The sequence below is a fragment of the Streptomyces sp. V3I8 genome, from assembly GCF_030817535.1.
GTDB lineage: Bacteria > Actinomycetota > Actinomycetes > Streptomycetales > Streptomycetaceae > Streptomyces.
The window spans coordinates 4,721,408-4,739,670 of record NZ_JAUSZL010000002.1; the positions used below are offsets into that span (position 1 = coordinate 4,721,408).

General features: G+C 71.8%; 15 protein-coding genes. 9 read left to right on the top strand and 6 right to left on the bottom strand.

All coding sequences use genetic code 11. From position 1 onward, the window contains the following. Window positions 1–54 precede the first annotated feature (54 nt). A complete protein-coding gene (locus QFZ75_RS21010) occupies window positions 55–1,341 on the top strand; it encodes an adenylosuccinate synthase (protein WP_307539110.1) in 1,287 nt (428 codons plus the stop codon). 88 nt (window positions 1,342–1,429) lie between these two features. On the opposite strand, the gene QFZ75_RS21015 is transcribed toward QFZ75_RS21010, so the two are convergent. The 3 genes from QFZ75_RS21015 to QFZ75_RS21025 form a co-directional block, all read right to left on the bottom strand. Continuing rightward, a complete protein-coding gene (locus tag QFZ75_RS21015; RefSeq protein WP_307539112.1) occupies window positions 1,430–2,080 on the bottom strand; it encodes a hypothetical protein in 651 nt (216 codons plus the stop codon). A 179-nt stretch (window positions 2,081–2,259) separates the two neighbouring features. Further along, complete coding sequence (locus QFZ75_RS21020) at window positions 2,260–2,991, bottom strand: GntR family transcriptional regulator (protein WP_307539114.1); 732 nt, start codon at window positions 2,989–2,991, stop codon at window positions 2,260–2,262. A 101-nt stretch (window positions 2,992–3,092) separates the two neighbouring features. Beyond that, window positions 3,093–4,484, bottom strand: coding sequence for an aspartate aminotransferase family protein (locus QFZ75_RS21025; RefSeq protein WP_307539116.1), 1,392 nt, complete (start codon window positions 4,482–4,484; stop codon window positions 3,093–3,095). Window positions 4,485–4,713: 229 nt separating this feature from the next. Between QFZ75_RS21025 and QFZ75_RS21030 the strand changes: the two genes are divergently transcribed. Further along, window positions 4,714–6,744, top strand: coding sequence for a serine/threonine-protein kinase (locus QFZ75_RS21030; RefSeq protein WP_307539118.1), 2,031 nt, complete (start codon window positions 4,714–4,716; stop codon window positions 6,742–6,744). A gap of 103 nt (window positions 6,745–6,847) precedes the next feature. Here the strand turns inward: QFZ75_RS21030 and QFZ75_RS21035 are convergent, their stop codons facing one another. Continuing rightward, window positions 6,848–7,717: an SLATT domain-containing protein gene (locus QFZ75_RS21035; RefSeq protein ID WP_307539120.1), complete on the bottom strand. Its 870-nt coding sequence runs from the start codon at window positions 7,715–7,717 to the stop codon at window positions 6,848–6,850. A 298-nt stretch (window positions 7,718–8,015) separates the two neighbouring features. On the opposite strand from QFZ75_RS21035, the gene QFZ75_RS21040 reads away from it, so the two are divergent. The 7 genes from QFZ75_RS21040 (at window position 8,016) to QFZ75_RS21070 (ending at window position 15,154) form a co-directional block, all read left to right on the top strand. Further along, entirely contained in the window at window positions 8,016–8,360 is a 345-nt protein-coding gene (locus tag QFZ75_RS21040) for a YbaB/EbfC family nucleoid-associated protein (RefSeq protein WP_307539122.1), read from the top strand. Between the two features lie 198 nt (window positions 8,361–8,558). Beyond that, complete coding sequence (gene recR, locus QFZ75_RS21045; protein WP_189773119.1) at window positions 8,559–9,158, top strand: recombination mediator RecR; 600 nt, start codon at window positions 8,559–8,561, stop codon at window positions 9,156–9,158. A gap of 109 nt (window positions 9,159–9,267) precedes the next feature. Beyond that, window positions 9,268–9,927: a DUF5063 domain-containing protein gene (locus QFZ75_RS21050; protein ID WP_307539124.1), complete on the top strand. Its 660-nt coding sequence runs from the start codon at window positions 9,268–9,270 to the stop codon at window positions 9,925–9,927. Window positions 9,928–10,186: 259 nt separating this feature from the next. After that, window positions 10,187–11,461, top strand: coding sequence for an aspartate kinase (locus tag QFZ75_RS21055; protein WP_307539125.1), 1,275 nt, complete (start codon window positions 10,187–10,189; stop codon window positions 11,459–11,461). A 28-nt stretch (window positions 11,462–11,489) separates the two neighbouring features. Next, window positions 11,490–12,539, top strand: coding sequence for an aspartate-semialdehyde dehydrogenase (locus QFZ75_RS21060; RefSeq protein ID WP_307539127.1), 1,050 nt, complete (start codon window positions 11,490–11,492; stop codon window positions 12,537–12,539). 519 nt (window positions 12,540–13,058) lie between these two features. After that, a complete protein-coding gene (locus tag QFZ75_RS21065) occupies window positions 13,059–13,634 on the top strand; it encodes a SigE family RNA polymerase sigma factor (protein ID WP_307544638.1) in 576 nt (191 codons plus the stop codon). Next, window positions 13,631–15,154: a hypothetical protein gene (locus QFZ75_RS21070; protein ID WP_307539130.1), complete on the top strand. Its 1,524-nt coding sequence runs from the start codon at window positions 13,631–13,633 to the stop codon at window positions 15,152–15,154. Before QFZ75_RS21065 ends, QFZ75_RS21070 begins: the two co-directional genes overlap by 4 nt. Before the next feature lie 78 nt (window positions 15,155–15,232). Here the strand turns inward: QFZ75_RS21070 and QFZ75_RS21075 are convergent, their stop codons facing one another. Together QFZ75_RS21075 and QFZ75_RS21080 are read right to left on the bottom strand one after the other, a co-directional pair. Further along, window positions 15,233–16,099, bottom strand: coding sequence for an SURF1 family protein (locus QFZ75_RS21075; RefSeq protein WP_307539131.1), 867 nt, complete (start codon window positions 16,097–16,099; stop codon window positions 15,233–15,235). Window positions 16,100–16,217: 118 nt separating this feature from the next. Beyond that, the gene (locus QFZ75_RS21080; protein ID WP_307539133.1) at window positions 16,218–18,056 is read right to left on the bottom strand and encodes a prolyl oligopeptidase family serine peptidase; all 1,839 of its coding nucleotides are present in this window, start codon (window positions 18,054–18,056) and stop codon (window positions 16,218–16,220) included. Window positions 18,057–18,263: the final 207 nt, after the last annotated feature.

Here is an 18,263-nt window from a genome sequence, read left to right on the forward strand (position 1 = left end):
GGCAGCGTACGTCCCCGACCTTGGACATGCCCCGCCCGGAAGGGGTGTACGCGCGTGCCCGCACTTGTGCTGCTCGGTGCTCAGTGGGGTGACGAAGGCAAGGGAAAGGCCACCGACCTGCTCGGTGGTTCCGTGGACTATGTGGTGCGCTACCAAGGCGGCAACAACGCCGGCCACACGGTAGTCGTGGGTGATCAGAAGTACGCCCTCCACCTCCTCCCTTCCGGAATCCTCTCGCCGGGGTGCACCCCGGTCATCGGTAACGGAGTCGTTGTCGACCCGTCGGTCCTGTTCTCCGAGCTGAACGGACTGAACGAGCGAGGCGTCGACACGTCCAAGCTCCTCATCAGCGGAAACGCGCACATCATCACGCCGTACAACGTGACGGTGGACAAGGTGACGGAACGCTTCCTCGGCAAGCGGAAGATCGGCACCACCGGCCGGGGCATCGGCCCGACCTACGCCGACAAGATCAACCGCGTCGGGATCCGCGTCCAGGACCTGTACGACGAGTCGATCCTGACGCAGAAGGTCGAGGCGGCCCTCGACGGCAAGAACCAGCTCCTCACCAAGGTCTTCAACCGCCGCGCCATCGAGACCGACCAGGTCGTCGAGGAGCTGCTGACCTACGCGGAGAAGCTGCGCCCGTACGTCGCCGACACCGTCCTGGTGCTCAACAAGGCGCTCGACGACGACAAGGTGGTCCTCTTCGAGGGCGGCCAGGGCACGCTGCTGGACATCGATCACGGCACGTACCCCTTCGTGACGTCGTCGAACCCCACCGCGGGCGGCGCCTGCACGGGTTCGGGCGTCGGCCCGACGAAGATCAGCCGCGTGATCGGCATCCTGAAGGCGTACACGACGCGGGTCGGGGCGGGTCCGTTCCCCACCGAGCTGTTCGACGAGGACGGCGAGGCGCTGCGCCGGATCGGCCACGAGCGCGGTGTCACCACCGGCCGTGACCGCCGCTGCGGATGGTTCGACGCGGTCATCGCCCGGTACGCGACGCGCGTCAACGGCCTGACCGACTTCTTCCTCACCAAGCTCGACGTCCTCACCGGCTGGGAGCAGATCCCGGTCTGCGTGGCGTACGAGATCGACGGCAGGCGCGTCGAGGAGCTGCCGTACTCGCAGAGCGACTTCCACCACGCGAAGCCGGTCTACGAGACCCTGCCCGGCTGGTCGGAGGACATCACGAAGGCCAAGACCTTCGCCGACCTGCCGAAGAACGCCCAGGCGTACGTGAAGGCGCTGGAGGAGATGTCCGGCGCCCCGATCTCCGCCATCGGCGTCGGCCCGGGCCGCACGGAGACGATCGAGATCAACTCGTTCCTGAAGTAGACGGCGGGACCAGGACATCCGTGCCCCCGACCGGCTCCGGCCGGCCGGGGGCACGGCCTGTCACGGGACCCGCGGCCCGGTACCGGGCCTAGCTGAAGATGATCATCGAGCCCTGGGCCAGGCTGCGGGTCGCCGCCGCGTGCAGGCCCAGCCAGACGTGCCGCTCCCGGGCGAACGGGCTGTCGTCGAAGGGCGCGGGCGCGGCCGGCTCCTCCAGCTCCGTGGGGGCCGCCGGCGGCCGGGGCGGGACCGGCGGGTTCGCCGGGTCGATGCCGATCGACGGCGCGACGAACTCCAGCTCGCGCAGCAGCACCTGGGAGGATCCCAACGGGCCGCCGCCGGCGAGCAGTTCGTCGTTCGACAGGGGATGCGGGAAGTCCACCGGGACGTACGCGCCCGCGTGGTCGTAGTGCCAGACCAGGTGGGACTGCCGGGCCGTCGTGTCGAACATCTCCAGCAGCTGCTCGTAGTCGCCGCCCAGTTCGCCGACCGGGGTCACCGGCAGCTGGCACACCTGCAGGAGGTACGCGCGGCGCAGGAAGTGCAGTGCGTCGTAGTCGAAGCCCGCGACCGGCGCCACGTCGCCGGAGAGCCCCGGCATGTACGCGTACACCGGTACCGGCGGTAGTCCGGCCTCGCCCAGCGTCTTGTCGTAGAGCGCGAGTTCCTCGGCGAAGGGGTTGTCGGGGGTGTGGCACAACACGTCGACGAGCGGGACCAGCCACAGGTCACAGGCCAACTGAGAGCTCCTCGTTCAGCACGGTGGTCAAGGCAGCGTAATGGGTGGGGGCGCGGTCGGTCCCCCCTGTGCGGGTCGGATACCCCACACCCGCCGGCCCATCTGCCCGCCCTGCCGCCGGCTCATCTGCCCGCTCCGCAGTCGGCCCACCTGCCCGCTCCGTTGCCGATTCGCGGCCCTCAGCCCTGCGACAGCACTTCGATCAGGGTCAGCGAGTGGGTGTTGTACGCCGCGACGATGTCGTGCGCGGCCGGGGCGTCCCGGCGCGTGAGGGCGTCCACGAGGTCCGTGTGCCCGGCCCACAGGTGGCCCCGCAGATCCTCCAGCCGGCGCAGGTGCTGGACCGCGCACACCCAGGACTGGACGCGCAGCCGGTGCAGGAAGTCGGCGAGGTAGGGGTTGCCGAACAGGTTGCTCAGTTCGCGCCAGAAGCGCAGGTCGTAGCCGATGAGGATGTTCAGGTCACCGGCCGTGGCGGCCCGCTGCGCCTCCTCGCCGCGGCGGCGCACCCCGGCGAGCGCGGCGGCGGTGCGCGGGTCGTCTGCGCGGGTGGCGAGCGCGGCGCGGGCTCCCTTGGTGGTCGCGCCGGTCGCGTCCAGCAGCCCGTGGAAGATGCTCTCCGTGACCAGCGTGCGGGCCTCGATCATGCCCCGGTAGTCGTTCAGCGAGTACTCGTGGACATGGAACCCGCGGTGCTGGTCGGCGTCCAGGAGGCCCTGGGCCGACAGGTCGACCAGGGCCTCACGGACGGGGGTCGCGGAGACGCCGTACTGCTCGGCGATCTCCTTGACCGTGAACTCCTTGCCCGGCTGCAGACGCCCGGCGAGCACCTCGTCGCGCAGCGCGTCCGCGATCTGCTGCCGCAGGGTGCTGCGCGTGACGGCGCCATTGCCGCTGCCGGTGCCGGGCATCGTCCGGGTCCTTCCTCCAACGGATAAGTACTCGCTCATGTCTACGAGCCAGTCACCTTACGCGTTCGACGAAGGGCCGACGGGTTTGTGCGACACCCCCGTCAAGAGGTGTGTTCGTCGGCCACGGAGAGGGCTTCGTCGAGCGCGGCCAGGCCCTCCTTGGCCTCCGTCTCCGTGATGGTGCACGGCGGTACGACGTGGGTGCGGTTCATGTTGACGAAGGGCCACAGACCGTGTGCCTTCGCGGCGGCGGCGAAGGCGGCCATCGGGGCGTTCGCCTCGCCCACCGGGTTGTACGGGACGAGGGGCTCGCGGGTCTCCGCGTCCCGTACGAGCTCCAGGGCCCAGAAGACTCCGGTGCCGCGCACCTCGCCGACGCTCGGGTGGCGCCGCGCCAGCTCGCGCAGTCCGGGTCCGAGGACGTCCTCGCCGATCCGGGCGGCCTGCTCGACGATCCCCTCCTCCTCCATCACGTTCAGGGTGGCGACGGCGGCGGCGCAGGCGAGCGGGTGCCCGGAGTAGGTGAGACCGCCGGGGTACGGGCGGCGGGCGAACGTGTCCGCGATCGCCCCGGAGATCGCGACACCGCCGAGCGGCACGTATCCCGAGTTCACGCCCTTCGCGAAGGTCAGCAGGTCCGGTACGACGCCGCAGTGGTCGGCGGCGAACCACTTGCCGGTCCGCCCGAAGCCGGCCATGACCTCGTCGAGGACGAAGACGATGCCGTACTCGTCGCAGAGCGCGCGGACGCCCTCCAGGTAGCCCGGCGGCGGGATCATGATGCCCGCCGTGCCCGGGATCGTCTCCAGGACGATCGCGGCGACGGTGGCCGGACCCTCGAAGGCGAGGGTGTCGGCCAGGTGCTGGAGCGCGCGCTCGCACTCCTGCCGCTCGGTCTCGGCGTGGAAGGGGGAGCGGTAGAGGAAGGGCGCCCAGAAGCGCACGACCCCGGCCGTCCCGGTGTCGTTCGCCCAGCGGCGCGGGTCGCCGGTGAGGTTGATCGCGGCGGCGGTCCCGCCGTGGTACGAGCGGTAGGCGCTCAGCACCTTCGGGCGGCCGGTGTGCAGCCGGGCCATCCGGACGGCGTTCTCGACGGCCTCGGCGCCGCCGTTGGTGAAGAAGATCTTGTCCAGGTCGCCCGGCGTCCGCCGGGCGATCAGCCGGGCCGCCTCCGACCGGGCCTCGACGGCGAACGCGGGCGCGAAGGTGGCCAGCTTCCCGGCCTGCTCCTGGATCGCCGCGACGACCTTGGGGTGCTGGTAGCCGATGTTCGCGAAGACGAGTCCGCTGGTGAAGTCCAGGTACCGGTTGCCGTCGTAGTCCCAGAAGTAGGACCCCTCCGCACCTGCGACGGCGAGCGGGTCGATGAGCTCCTGCGCCGACCAGGAGTGGAACACGTGCGCGCGGTCCGCGGCCTTCACGGCGGCGCCGGCCTGGGAACGGGCCTGGACATGAGGACGGGGACGGGGACGGGGATGGGGCTGAGGGGTCATGCGGCCAGAGCGTAGGGGCCCCGGCGCGGGCACACCATCGGCGTCCTGTCTGCGACGCGGCCGGTAACGCGACAGGTTGTCGGGTGACCCGGTCCCGGCCCCCTCTCCGACGCGGTCACGCAGACGGCACCGGCTGTTACGGAACCGTAGACCCCGCTCCTGCCGCCACCCCGTCGTGCCGCACTATCCTCGGCCTGTCGCACATGCACGGGGGGAGGGCGGCGTTTCGATGGAGAAACTCGGGCCCGCGGATCCGCACCGGATCGGCGCGTATCGACTGCTGGCCAGGCTGGGCGCCGGCGGGATGGGCCAGGTGTACCTGGCGCGTTCCGACCGCGGGCGGACGGTCGCGGTCAAGCTCGTCCGCCGGGAACTCGCCGAGCAGGAGGAGTTCCGCGCCCGGTTCCGCCAGGAGGTGCGGGCGGCCCGGCGGGTGGGCGGGTACTGGACGGCGCCGGTGCTCGACGCCGACACGGAGGCGGCGGTCCCGTGGGTGGCCACGGGCTATGTGGCGGGGCCCTCGCTCGAGGAGGTCGTCGGCCACGACCACGGCGCGCTCCCCGAGCGTTCCGTACGGATCCTCGCGGCGGGTCTCGCCCACGCGCTGAAGGACATCCACACGGCCGGTCTCATCCACCGCGACCTCAAACCGTCGAACATCCTCGTCACGATCGACGGCCCGCGCGTCATCGACTTCGGTATCGCCCGCGCCCTGGAGACGGTCGCCGACGGCGGCCTCACCCGCACCGGCGCCCTGGTCGGCTCGCCCGGCTTCATGGCCCCCGAGCAGGTCCGCGGCGACCGGATCACCCCCGCGTGCGACGTCTTCTGCCTCGGCTCGGTCCTGTCGTACGCGGCCACCGGGGCCCTGCCGTTCGGTTCGGCCAACAGCGGCGGGCACGCCCTGATGTTCCGCATCGCCCAGGAGGAGCCGGACCTGGAAGGGGTCCCGGAGGGCATCGCCGATCTCGTCCGGCAGTGCCTGCGCAAGGATCCCGCCTCCCGCCCGACCCTCGACGACATCCTGCGGCGCACGGGAGCGGAGGACACGGTCGCGGACGGCCGCAGCCGCGATCCCTGGCTGCCGGGCATGCTGGTGGCCCAGCTGGGCCGCCACGCGGTCCAGCTGCTGGACGCGGAGGACCCGGACACCTCGGCCCGTCCGGCGCCCGGCCCCGGAGCCCGTCCGGCGTTCGAGGACGAGGCCGTCCGGGCCGACGAGGGTCCTGAGGGCCAGGACCCCCCTGGCCCCCCGAGCCCCTCGACACCCGCGCCCGCATCCGCATCCGCACCCGCACCCACACCCACGCCCACCCCGACCCCGGCCACCACCCCCGAGGCCTCCCCGGAACACGCCCCCACGCCCGACGCCTCCTCCCCGTCCCGGCCGGGCCCTCCGTCCGGCCCGCCCGGCGCCCCCGTCGACAGCCTCCCCACGATGACGGCGGGCCTGCCCGGCACACCCCCGCCCCCGGGCCCGGTCCATCCCGCCTACGGCTATCCCCAGCAGCACCCCCAGCCCATCGGCTACGGCTACCCGCACCAGCAGCGGCCCGATGCCTGGTCGGCGGCCCCGGCCGGGTACGCACCCGCCGCGGGCTCGACCCCTCCGTACGGACCGACGCCCCCGTACGGACCGTACGGACCGGGAAGCGCCCCGCAGCCGGGACAGCCGGAGCCGCCGCGCAGGAGCGGCCGGTCCACCGCGCTGCTGATCGCCGTGGCACTGATCGTCGCGCTCGGCGCGGGCGCGTCCGTGTACGCCCTCATGAACGGCGACGGCGACGGCCGGGCCGGCGGCGACCCCACCGGCAGGCCGACGACGGGTGCGCCGACCACTCCCGGACCGTCCACCCGGGACCCTTCGACACAGCCGCCCAGCACGGCGGGGGAGACCCCGGCGGACGGCGCGGTCCCGGCCGCGTACCTCGGCACCTGGACCGCGTCCATCGACAATGACACGGGCCGCAACACCCGCCGCCTCACCATCGAGCAGGGCGAGGTGGGGGACACGGTGCTCTCGCTGACGGCGGACGGACCGGCGGGCGACGGCACGTACCACTGTGTGTTCAGCGCGGCGCTGGAGGAGGCCCCGGGCGACGGCGGTTCCCTGCGGATCGGCCCGTCCGAGGTCACCGTCGGAGAGCCGGCCTCGTCCTGCGCACCGGGCGGGACGACGGAGCTGACCGTCCTGCCGGACGGCCGGCTGCGGCGCGTGAACACGAGCAGCGGCGACGAACTGACGTACACGAAGCAGTGACGGCCCGGCCGTTCCCCCTTTGGCTCTCACCCGGCCGTTCCCCCCCTGGCTCTCACCCGGCCGTTCTCCCCTTGGCCCTCAAGGGGAGGGGGCGGGACCTTCCCTACCGAGGAGACTCCGGAGGTCGTTGCCGGGGCATGTTCGGCCGGGTCCCCGGAGGGACCGGCGGCCACCCCGGCGCCCACGCGTCACCCCGCCCGCCCCCGCCGGCGGCGCCCCCGCCGCCGGAACCGGCCCCCGTGCCCCCGCCCGCCCGGAGCGCGCCCGGAGTCGCCCCCGACCGGAACTCCACCATCCAGTCCGCGGTCTCCACCCGCACCAGTTCCGTCACGTCCTCCGAGAACCGCCGCAGCACCCCGAGACACCGCTCGGCCGCCTCTCCGGCGGTCCCCTCGGTCGGCCCCAGGACCTCCCGCACGCACTCGGACGCCCACTCGAACTGCAGTGCCTGCAACCGCCGCTGCACGGCCTGCGCCGTCGCGACGTCCCGCATCCACCCGGAGGTCACCCCGAAGCACCGGTCGCCCGCCACACAGCCGACCGCCAGGAGCAACGCCAGGTACCCCCAGGAGGCGCCCCCGCCCAGCACCCCGGCGAGGTCCAGCAGCGGCAGGGCGGCACCGGCGAGAGCTCCGGCGGCCGCCCCGGCGCGCAGCGCCCGCGCGCACCGCCGCTTCCACACCCGGTCGGCGAGGTACCAGGACACCGTGGTCAGCGCCCCCGCCTCCACCCACCGGTACAGCTCGTGGAGCCGCTCGGCCGGCTCGCCCCAGTCGCCGAGCGGGAAGGCCCGCCCCGTCAGATCGCCGGTCGCCGCCCCCCGGGGCACGAGTCCCGGGGGCCCCGCGGGACCGGCACCGCCCGGCCGCTGCCCGCCCAGCGGGTGCTTGCCCGGTTCCAGCTCGCCGGGTCCCGGGCCGTCGCCCCGGCCCTCCTGGGCCGACCCCTCGGGCTGCATGTCCGGCTGGCTCACCCGAGGCTCCCTAAAGCGCGACGCTGCGTGATGTCATATGACTTTGTGTGGCGCTGTGTGATGTTGCGTGATGAGGTTTACGGTGCGAGGCGCCGATGCACCGCACCCTTCCTACCTCCCAACGGGTGGCGACGGCCCCACTTTCCGGTCCTTTCCGCCCGGATGTGGGGCTTGATCAGGTATAGGACAATCTCTCTCCTCACTCGAAAGAGTGCTGGAGCGACGGCCCGGTAGACCACGTAGGCTCGTCCCAAGGCGGAAAACCCGCCGGACAGCCGTACGAAACCAGGAGCTGATCGTGATTCCCGGTGGTGGCCAGCCCAACATGCAGCAGCTGCTGCAGCAGGCCCAGAAGATGCAGCAGGACCTCGCCAACGCCCAGGAGGAACTGGCACGGACGGAGGTGGACGGTCAGGCGGGCGGCGGTCTGGTGAAGGCGACGGTGACGGGCTCCGGTGAACTGCGCGGCCTGGTCATCGACCCCGAGGCCGTCGATCCGGAGGACACCGAGACCCTCGCCGACCTGATCGTCGCGGCGGTCCAGGCGGCCAACGAGAACGCCCAGGCGCTCCAGCAGCAGAAGCTCGGTCCGCTGGCCCAGGGGCTGGGCGGCGGCAGCGGCATCCCCGGCCTGCCGTTCTAAGTCGATCCGGCGGTCCCTTCTAAGAAGGCCGACCGCCAACTACCGTACGTACCAGGGAAGCGGGCGCGACTACGGTACGTACCGGACGAGCGGGCCGCGGCACCGGCCGAAGCACGTGGACGAACACGAGTACCAGCACCGGAACCAGCACCAGCACCGGAACCAACGCGAGAACGAGCAGGAACAGGAAGGCAATCCGTGTACGAAGGCGTGGTCCAGGACCTCATCGACGAGCTGGGGCGACTGCCCGGCGTCGGTCCCAAGAGCGCGCAGCGGATCGCCTTCCACATCCTCCAGGCGGAGCCGACGGACGTCCGCCGGCTCGCGCAGTGCCTCATGGAGGTCAAGGCGAAGGTCCGCTTCTGCGCCACCTGCGGCAACGTGGCGCAGGAGGAGCTGTGCAACATCTGCCGCGACCCGCGCCGTGACCTCTCGGTCATCTGCGTGGTCGAGGAGCCGAAGGACGTGGTCGCGGTCGAGCGGACCCGCGAGTTCCGGGGCAAGTACCACGTGCTCGGCGGTGCGATCAGCCCGATCGAGGGCGTCGGCCCGGACGACCTGCGGATAAGGGAGCTGCTGGCGCGGCTCGCCGACGGCGCGGTCACCGAACTGATCCTGGCCACGGACCCGAACCTGGAGGGCGAGGCCACGGCCACCTATCTCGCCCGCATGATCAAGCCCATGGGACTGCGGGTCACCCGCCTCGCCAGCGGGCTGCCGGTGGGCGGCGACCTGGAGTACGCCGACGAGGTCACCCTGGGGCGTGCCTTCGAGGGAAGGCGGCTGCTGGATGTCTGAACGACTGGTTGTCGCACGGAAGAAGTGCCCGGCGGATCTCTCCACGGACTTCTCCACTGATCTCTCCACGGATTTCGCCATGGAGTTCTCGAGGAAGGCCGGCTCCTAGATGTCTGACGCCACGCTGCACGCGACCGCTCCCGACCCCGACGACTTCTCGGTCCAGATCGCGGACCAGATCGAGAGCTTCCTCGTCGCCGTGACCGAGGTCGCGAGAGGCGACGAGCCGGATTCGGCCGTCCCCTTCCTGCTCCTGGAGGTCTCCCAGCTCCTGCTGGCCGGCGGCCGCCTGGGCGCGCACGAGGACATCCTTCCCGACGAGCGCTACGAGCCGGACCTGGGCCCCGAGCCGGACGTCGACGAACTGCGCGAGCGGCTCGCCGAGATGCTCGACCCGGTCGACGTCTACTCCGAGGTCTTCGACCCGTACGAGCCGCGCAAGTCCCCCGTCCCGGCCCGTATCTCGGACGACCTGGCCGACGTCATGGCGGACCTGCGCCACGGCATGGCCCACTACCGCGCGGGCCGCACCACGGAGGCCATGTGGTGGTGGCAGTTCTCGTACTTCTCGAACTGGGGCTCCACCGCCTCGGCCACCCTGCGTGCCCTGCAGTCCCTGGTCGCCCATGTCCGGCTCAACCAGCCCCTGGAGGAGCTGGACGGCCTGGACACGGACCAGGACCTCGGCGAGGAGGCCCTCGCGGAGGCGGCGGGCCGCGTGATGGTCGAGGAGATCGCGGGGCCCCTGGGCCTGCGCCAGGTCAAATGACCCGGCCGCCGGCCCGCCGGAGCGCGTGACTGCCTGTGACTGCCTGTGACGCGCCGGAGCGTGTGACTAGGCGCACTTTGCGAGTGGGACCGGTCCGGTCTGGGCAGGTGCGGTCCGGAAGCGGCCGGAGGATCGCCCGGTGATCAGCACGTGAGCGGGACGTCTCACGATGCGATATCACCCGGGTGGGATCCGGCCGCTCGATAGACTGAGCCGGCCGCGATCGTGCGGTACGAGACGGACTGAGCGAGGAGCGCACGTGGGCCTTGTCGTGCAGAAGTACGGAGGCTCCTCCGTAGCCGATGCCGAGGGCATCAAGCGTGTCGCCAAGCGAATCGTCGACGCCAAGAAGAACGGCCATCAGGTCGTTGTCGTGGTGTCGGCGATGGGTGACACGACGGACGAGCTGATCGATCTCGCCGAGCAGGTATCCCCGATCCCTGCCGGGCGTGAGTTCGACATGCTGCTGACCGCGGGAGAGCGGATCTCCATGGCGCTGCTGGCCATGGCGATCAAAAACCTGGGCCACGAGGCCCAGAGCTTCACCGGCAGCCAGGCAGGTGTCATCACCGACTCCGTCCACAACAAAGCGCGCATCATCGATGTCACGCCGGGCCGCATCAGGACGGCGCTCGACGAGGGCAACATCGCGATCGTGGCCGGGTTCCAGGGCGTCAGCCAGGACAAGAAGGACATCACCACGCTGGGGCGCGGCGGTTCCGACACCACGGCCGTCGCCCTCGCCGCCGCCCTCGCCGCCGAGGTCTGCGAGATCTACACGGACGTCGACGGTGTGTTCACCGCCGACCCGCGGGTGGTGAAGAAGGCCCGGAAGATCGACTGGATCTCCTCCGAGGACATGCTGGAGCTCGCCGCCTCAGGTTCCAAGGTGCTGCTGCACCGCTGCGTCGAGTACGCACGCCGTTACGACATCCCGATCCACGTCCGCTCGTCCTTCTCGGGACTGCGCGGCACCTGGGTCAGCAACGAGAATCCGCAAGGGGACGCGAAGGTGGAGCACGCCATCATCTCCGGAGTCGCGCACGACGTCTCCGAAGCCAAGATCACGGTCGTCGGCGTCCCGGACAAGCCGGGTGAGGCCGCGGTGATCTTCCGGACCATCGCGGACGCCGAGATCAACATCGACATGATCGTGCAGAACGTGTCCGCGGCCTCCACGGGCCTGACGGACATCTCCTTCACCCTCCCCAAGACCGAGGGCCACAAGGCCATCGACGCCCTGGAGAAGGCGAAGGGCGCGATCGGCTTCGACTCGCTGCGCTACGACGACCAGATCGGCAAGATCTCGCTGGTCGGCGCGGGTATGAAGACCAACCCGGGCGTCACCGCCTCGTTCTTCCAGGCGCTGTCCGACGCGGGCGTCAACATCGAGCTGATCTCGACATCCGAGATCCGCATCTCGGTCGTGACCCGCCAGGACGACGTCAACGAGGCCGTGCGCGCCGTGCACACCGCCTTCGGGCTCGACTCCGACAGCGACGAGGCCGTCGTCTACGGAGGCACCGGACGATGACCGTCCCCCCGTACGGAGGCGTACGACGATGACCGGGCGGCCGACGCTCGCGGTCGTGGGCGCGACCGGAGCCGTCGGCACGGTCATGCTCCAGATCCTGTCCCAGCACGCGGACATCTGGGGCGAGATCCGTCTCGTCGCCTCACCGCGCTCGGTCGGCCGCAAGCTGGCCGTGCGCGGTGAGCAGGTCGAGGTGGTGGCCCTGTCGGAGGAGGCCTTCGACGGGATCGACGTCGCGATGTTCGACGTGCCCGACGAGGTGGCGGAGCGGTGGGCGCCGGTGGCGGCCGCCAAGGGCGCTGTCGTGGTCGACAACTCCGGCGCGTTCCGGATGGACCGCGAGGTGCCGCTCGTGGTGCCGGAGGTCAACCCGCACGCGGCCCGCGTCCGGCCCCGGGGCATCATCGCCAACCCCAACTGCACGACCCTGTCCATGATCGTGGCCCTGGGCGCGCTGCACGCCGAGTTCGGGCTGCGCGAGCTGGTGGTGTCCTCGTACCAGGCGGTGAGCGGGGCGGGGCAGCGCGGCGTCGACACGCTGCGGCAGCAGCTGAAACTGGTCGCCGGTACGGAACTGGGGACGACCCCCGGCGACGTACGGCGGGCCGTGGGGGAGAACACCGGGCCGTTCCCGGAACCGGTGGCACTGAACGTGGTGCCGTGGGCCGGGACCGTGCGCGAGGACGGCTGGTCCTCGGAGGAGATGAAGGTGCGGGACGAGTCCCGCAAGATCCTCGGCCTGCCGAATCTGCCCGTCGCCGTCACCTGCGTACGGGTGCCGGTCATCACCACGCACTCGCTGACCGTCCACGCCCGTTTCCAGGGCGAGGTGACGGTGGACCGGGCCCGGGAGATCCTCGCCACGGCCCCCGGGGTCGTGCTCTTCGACAATCCGGAGGCGGGGGAGTTCCCGACACCGGCCGACGTCGTCGGTACGGACCCGACCTGGGTGGGCCGGGTACGGCGGGCGCTCGACGACCCGACGGCGCTGGAGCTCTTCGTGTGCGGGGACAACCTGCGCAAGGGAGCCGCGCTGAACACGGCTCAGATCGCCGAACTGGTGGCCGCGGAGCTGTGACCTGCGCCCGGGCCGCGGACCTGCGGCCCGGGACCTCCGGCGATTCGCGACATACCGCTCCTCTTGGGCAGGTCACGGTGGGTCCGGACAGGTCCGGGCGGGAAATCCTCTGGTGGTCGGTTGAAACGTTTGTAGGATCTGTGTGACTTCTGTGGTCCGGTCGTGGTTCAGGCTGTGGTCCGTACCACTCGTGTCCGTGTCTGTGGCGTCCAGAAGATTTTCCTCCCCGCCCTCCGCAACCACGCGGAGGGCGGGGAGCGTCTTTGCGGACGCCCTTCAGGGGTGACCGGACGCCACGTTCATATGGGGCATAGGGGATGGGCTTTTACGTATGAGGGCACTTAACGAACTGTCTGGCATGCAGTCCGACGTAAAAGTGATGCCTGTCGCGTACAACCCCGACGGGGGGACGCGTGTCCAACTGGCGTGGCTGAGGTACTCGAATTCACTGTTGCGGCGCGCGGCACGACCCTGCGTCCGCCCCGCCGACCCCGCATGTCCGGCGCGCCCGGCGGCGGCATGCCGGTGATCGCCCCCATGCCCGCAGCGCGCCCGGCCCGTATCCCCGGTCAGCGCGAAGGCGCCGACGAGACGCTGGCGGCCGGCACCACCGTCGACCACCTGACCGAGACCTACCGCGCCCACTACAGGTCGCTCCTCGGCCTCGCGGCGCTCCTCCTCGACGACACCGCGTCCTGCGAGGACGTCGTCCAGGAGGCCTTCATCCGGGTGCACTCGGCGCGCAAGCGCGTGCGTGACCCGGAGAAGACGCTGGCCTACCTGCGCCAGACCGTCGTCAACCTCTCGCGTTCCGCGCTGCGCCGGCGCATCCTCGGTCTGAAGCTCCTCTCCAAGCCGATGCCCGACATGGCGAGCGCGGAGGAGGGGGCGTACGACCAGCTGGAGCGCGACGCGCTGATCAAGGCGATGAAGGGGCTCCAGAGACGCCAGCGCGAGGTCCTGAGCCTGCGGTACTTCGCGGACATGACCGAGGCGCAGGTCGCCGCCACCCTCGGCATCTCGCTGGGTTCGGTGAAGGCGTACGGCTCGCGCGGCATCGCGGCGCTGCGCGTCGCCATGGGGGCACCGGCATGAGCGGGTACGACGAGCGAGCACGCCACGACGAGCACGGTCGCCACGGCGACGACGAGCACGAGCAGCACGCTGGGAACGGAACTGTGAATCACGGCCCCTCGGAGAACTCGGGCCCGGAAGAAACGGGCCAACCGGACACGACGACAGACCTGACGTCGGAGAAGGCGGCGGACGCGGCGGAGAAGGCGGCGGACTCACCCGCCCGGCCCGCCTCGGCCGACTCGCCCACCTCGCCGGGCACGGCACCGGAGGCGGACGCACCGGAGGCGGACACGCCGGAATCGGACACGCCGGAGGCGGACGCACCGACGGAGATCATCGGCCGCAAGCCGCCCAGGGCCTCCGGCAGGACACCGCGCTGGGCCTCCGGTGACGCCGCGGACGGCACGTCCGGCGATCCGGGTACGGAGCCCGCAGGCCCGAAGCCGGAAGGCGCGGACGCATCCGACGCGGACGCATCGGCCGTGGACGCATCCGGCACCGACGGACCCGGCCCGGACATGTTCGGTACCGACGGGCCCGGCCCGGATCTGTTCGGCTCCGACGAGCTGGCCCTGCGGCGGCTGCTGCACCAGGCCGTCGAGCAGATCGAGCCCAGCGACGGGACGCTGGACCACCTGCGCCGCGCGGTCCCGGCCAGGCGGGCCCGCAAGCGCCAGGCCCTCGTCGGGATGGCGGCCGCCGCGCTCTTCATCGGCACGGCCGTCCCGGCCCTCGTGCACGTCTCGAACTCGTCGGGCTCCGACGCCGACCCGGCCATGGCGGGCGCCACCTCGGCGACCCAGGGCGGCGCGAACGAGGGCAAGCAGTCCTCCGTCGGCGGCGGCTCCGGCGATTCCTCGGGCTCGTCCAAGGGCTCGGGCAAGGACGGCAAGAAGGGCGGCGGGAGCAAGGGCAGGGGCAGCGACGGCAGCACCGCCGGCGCCCAGCCGACGCCCTCCCCCGCGAGCGTGCCCGGCTGCACGTCGACGCAGCTCGTCGCGGGAAGCGGCGGCGTCGGCGCACCCGACGGCAGCGGCGCGGTCTACGGCTCCTTCACGGTCACCAACGTCTCCGCCGCCAGCTGTACGGTCACCGGCAGCGGTTCCGTGTCCTCGGCCGCACTGGGCGCCGCGGACCAGTCCAGGGTCGGCACGATGCTCCACGCGGCGGGCGACCAGGCCGTCGGACTGCCCGACCCCGCCTCGTACGCCGGCACCCTGGTGCTGCAGCCGAGCGGGACCTACCAGGTGAAGTTCGCCTGGGTGCCGTCGGAGACCTGCCCGGCCAGTGGTGGCAGCGGTGGCGGGGAGCCCTCGCCCGATCCCACCCCCACGGACAACCCGACCGGCGACAGCGGCGGTACCTCCTCGGAGGGCACCAGCGGCGTGGACACGCAGCTCATGAAGGCCGACGGGACCGTCGACGGAAGCGTCAGCGTGACCTACGTCGCCGAGGGCGGCGCACCGGCGACCTCGACGACCGTGTCCAACGCCTGCGCCGGAACGGTCTACCGGACCGGCCTCCTGTCCGGAGCCTGACGGCACCGCAACGCACGTACCGCGGGCCCGGGCCGTGTGCCCGGGCCCGGGAACCCGGCCCGGGCCCGGGCCCGCGGGTCACTGGGAAGCGGACGACACCTTCGCGGTGCCGGTGCCGGTGCCGTTGTCGTTGCCGGTGTCGTCCTGGGAGGCCCCGCTCTCCGCGGGCGTCCGTCCGGCGGGCGTCTCCTGCGTGAGACCCAGTTCCGCGTCCTGCGCGGACTCCACCTCACGCCGCAGCAGCCGGAACCACATGAAGACCACGAAGCCCGCGAAGACGAACCACTCACCGGTGTACCCCAGGTTCTGGAACGCCTTCAGGTCCAGGCCCGTGTCCGAGGGAGCCGTGGCGGGCACGGCCTTCATCCCCGGGTCGGCGTCGGCCAGCGTGATCCACGCGTCGTACATCTCGTACGGCACGAGGTTCACCAGGGACGCCGAACTGATCGCACCCGTCTGTCCGGCGGGCAGTCCCCCGGCCGCGGGCACCCCGTTCGACCCGGGGGTCTCCGACGCCTGGAGCGCACCGGTCACGGTGACCTCGCCGGCCGGGGCCGCCGGGGCCTTCGCGGTGCCGGCGGCGCCGGGGAGCCAGCCCCGGACCACCGGCAGGGCCCTGCCGTCGTCGGTACGCAGCATCGTCAGGACGTAGAAGCCGCGCTTGTCGTCCAGCTCACGGTCCGGCACGAGCAACTGTTTCCCGTACCGGCCCGTCGCGGTGGCCTGCTTGCCCGACGTCTCCTTGTCCACCGGCAGCAGCTCGGCGAGCGGCCGGGCCGCCTGCGTCTTCGCCGCCGAGGCCTGCTCACCGGCGTCGCGGTGGTCCTGGACCCGGTCCTCGAACCGCCCCAACTGCCACGACCCCATGAACACGCAGAAGGGGATGGCCAACAGCACGAAGACGTTGATCCCCCACCAGCGGGGCGTCAGCAGGAACCGGTACACAACCTCAAAGGTACGTGGCCGGGCAGGGACCCGGCCGAGGGGGTGCCTCGGCCGGCCCTCCCGCCACGAGGGGTACCGGCGCGTCACCGGGCGGGCGGCCTCCCCCGCAGGGGTGCGGTCACCGGCCCAGGTGGCGCTCCGCGAAGTCCAGCTCCAGGCGGACCTGCTTGATCCGCTCGTCCACGACCAGCGAACCGTGCCCCGCGTCGTAGCGGTACACCTCGTGGTCCGCGCCGCGCGCGGCGAGCCGGGTCACGTAGTTCTCCACCTGGCGGATCGGGCAGCGCGGGTCGTTGACCCCCGCGGAGATGTAGACCGGTGCCCTCACCGCGTCGACGTACGTCAGCGGGGACGACGCCTCGAAGCGCTCCGGGACCTCCTCCGGCGTGCCACCGAGCAGCGTGCGGTCCATCGCCTTCAGGGCCTCCATCTCGTCGTGGTAGGCCGTCACGTAGTCCGCGACCGGCACCGCGGCGATGCCCAGCGCCCACGCCTCGGGCTGCACGCCCAGGCCGAGAAGGGTGAGGTAGCCGCCCCACGAACCGCCGGTCAGGATCAGCCGGTCCGGGTCGGCATACCCGGACGAGACCGCCCACTCCCGTACGGCCTCGATGTCCTCCAGCTCGATCAGGCCGACCCGGTGCTTGAGGGCGTCGGTCCACTCCCGCCCGTACCCGGTGGAGCCCCGGTAATTGATCCGCACCACCATGTACCCGTGGTCCACCCAGGCCGCCGGGCCCGCCGCGAACGAGTCGCTGTCGTGCCAGGTCGGGCCGCCGTGGATGTCGAAGACGGCGGGCAGGGGACCCGTGGCTCCGGCCGGCCGCTGCACGAGCGCGTGGATACGGCCGCCAGGACCGGTCACCCACACGTCCTCGACGGGCACCGACCGCGGGGCCTTCATGCCGGGCGGATCGAGGACGACCTCACCGGACGTCGAGCGGACCACCGGCGCCTCGGCCGACGACGACCACAGGTACTCCACGCTGCCGTCCGGGCGGGCCGTCGCCCCCGACACCGTGCCCTTCGGCGTCCGCACCCGCTCCAGCTCACGGGTGGCCAGGTCGAACCGCCACAGCTCGCTGCGCGCCTCGAAACTGTTGACGACGAGCAGGGCCGACCCGTCCGGATACCACTCGGCGCTCAGGTCGCCGTCCAGCTGCGCGGCCAGCGCCAGATCCGTCTCCTCGCCGGAGACCACGTCCCACACCATCGGCTCCCAGCGCCCGCGCCGCTGGTGTCCGACGAGCAGCCGGGTGTCACCGGTGACCGGCGCGAAGCCCAGTACCTCCAGGCCCAGTTCGGCCGTACCGCCCTTGGTGTCGTCCAGCTCGGCCACCACCGAACCGTCCATCCGCAGCACCCGCAGCGCGGAGTGCATCGCGTCGCCGTGCTCGGTGTGCTCGACGGCGATCAGCGAGCCGTCGTGCGAGAGGTCGCCGACACCGGCCGACTCGCGGTGCCGGTAGACCTCGACGGGGTCCTCCCCGGTCCGGCTGACATAGATCGTCGAACCGTCCTCGTCGGTCGAGCGGCCGACGATCGCGGTCCGTCCGTCCCGGCCGAGCGCGAGCCCCGCGGGGTAGGAGGGGTCGAGCCCGGGGGCCGCCGGCTCGTCGGGAGCGGCCGCGCCGCCACCGGCCGGTCCGGCGAACGGCTGTCGCCGCCAGATCCCGAACTCGTCGCCGTCCTTGTCGTCGAACCACCAGATCCACTCGCCGTCCGGCGACAGCACGCCGTCCGTCGTACCGTTGGGCCGGTCCGTGACCTGGCGCTGGGCGCCCGTGTCACGGTCCCACGCGTACACCTCGTACGTCCCTGTCGCGTTCGACACGAACAAGGACCGGTGCGGGGCGTCCTGCGCCCAGTCCGGCAAGGACACCCGCGGCGCCCGGAAGCGCTTCTCCCAGTCGGGCATGGTCCCCTCGGACGGGACGACCCCGTTGCTCTCAGTCATGGCCCCATATTGCACGCACCGGACGACTTCGTGCTGACGGAGGCCTCAGCCTGTGGACAACTCCCCTGTGGACAACTCCGGGAACGTCAGCACTGCTGGTCATGGCGCAGGTCGGCGTACGCGCGGGCGGCGATGCCCTCCGCCTGTCCGGGATCGTGCCGACGGCCACGGACAAGCGACCACGGACAAGCGACCACGGACAAGCTG

What these genes read in the sequence shown, in the direction of transcription:
- QFZ75_RS21020 (WP_307539114.1), bottom strand. Translation starts at nt 2,991, where the DNA reads ATGCCCGGCACCGGCAGCGGCAATGGCGCCGTCACGCGCAGCACCCTG.
- QFZ75_RS21025 (WP_307539116.1), bottom strand. Translation starts at nt 4,484, where the DNA reads ATGACCCCTCAGCCCCATCCCCGTCCCCGTCCCCGTCCTCATGTCCAG.
- QFZ75_RS21030 (WP_307539118.1), top strand. Translation starts at nt 4,714, where the DNA reads ATGGAGAAACTCGGGCCCGCGGATCCGCACCGGATCGGCGCGTATCGA.
- QFZ75_RS21050 (WP_307539124.1), top strand. Translation starts at nt 9,268, where the DNA reads ATGTCTGACGCCACGCTGCACGCGACCGCTCCCGACCCCGACGACTTC.
- QFZ75_RS21060 (WP_307539127.1), top strand. Translation starts at nt 11,490, where the DNA reads ATGACCGGGCGGCCGACGCTCGCGGTCGTGGGCGCGACCGGAGCCGTC.
- QFZ75_RS21065 (WP_307544638.1), top strand. Translation starts at nt 13,059, where the DNA reads ATGCCGGTGATCGCCCCCATGCCCGCAGCGCGCCCGGCCCGTATCCCC.
- QFZ75_RS21070 (WP_307539130.1), top strand. Translation starts at nt 13,631, where the DNA reads ATGAGCGGGTACGACGAGCGAGCACGCCACGACGAGCACGGTCGCCAC.
- QFZ75_RS21080 (WP_307539133.1), bottom strand. Translation starts at nt 18,056, where the DNA reads ATGACTGAGAGCAACGGGGTCGTCCCGTCCGAGGGGACCATGCCCGAC.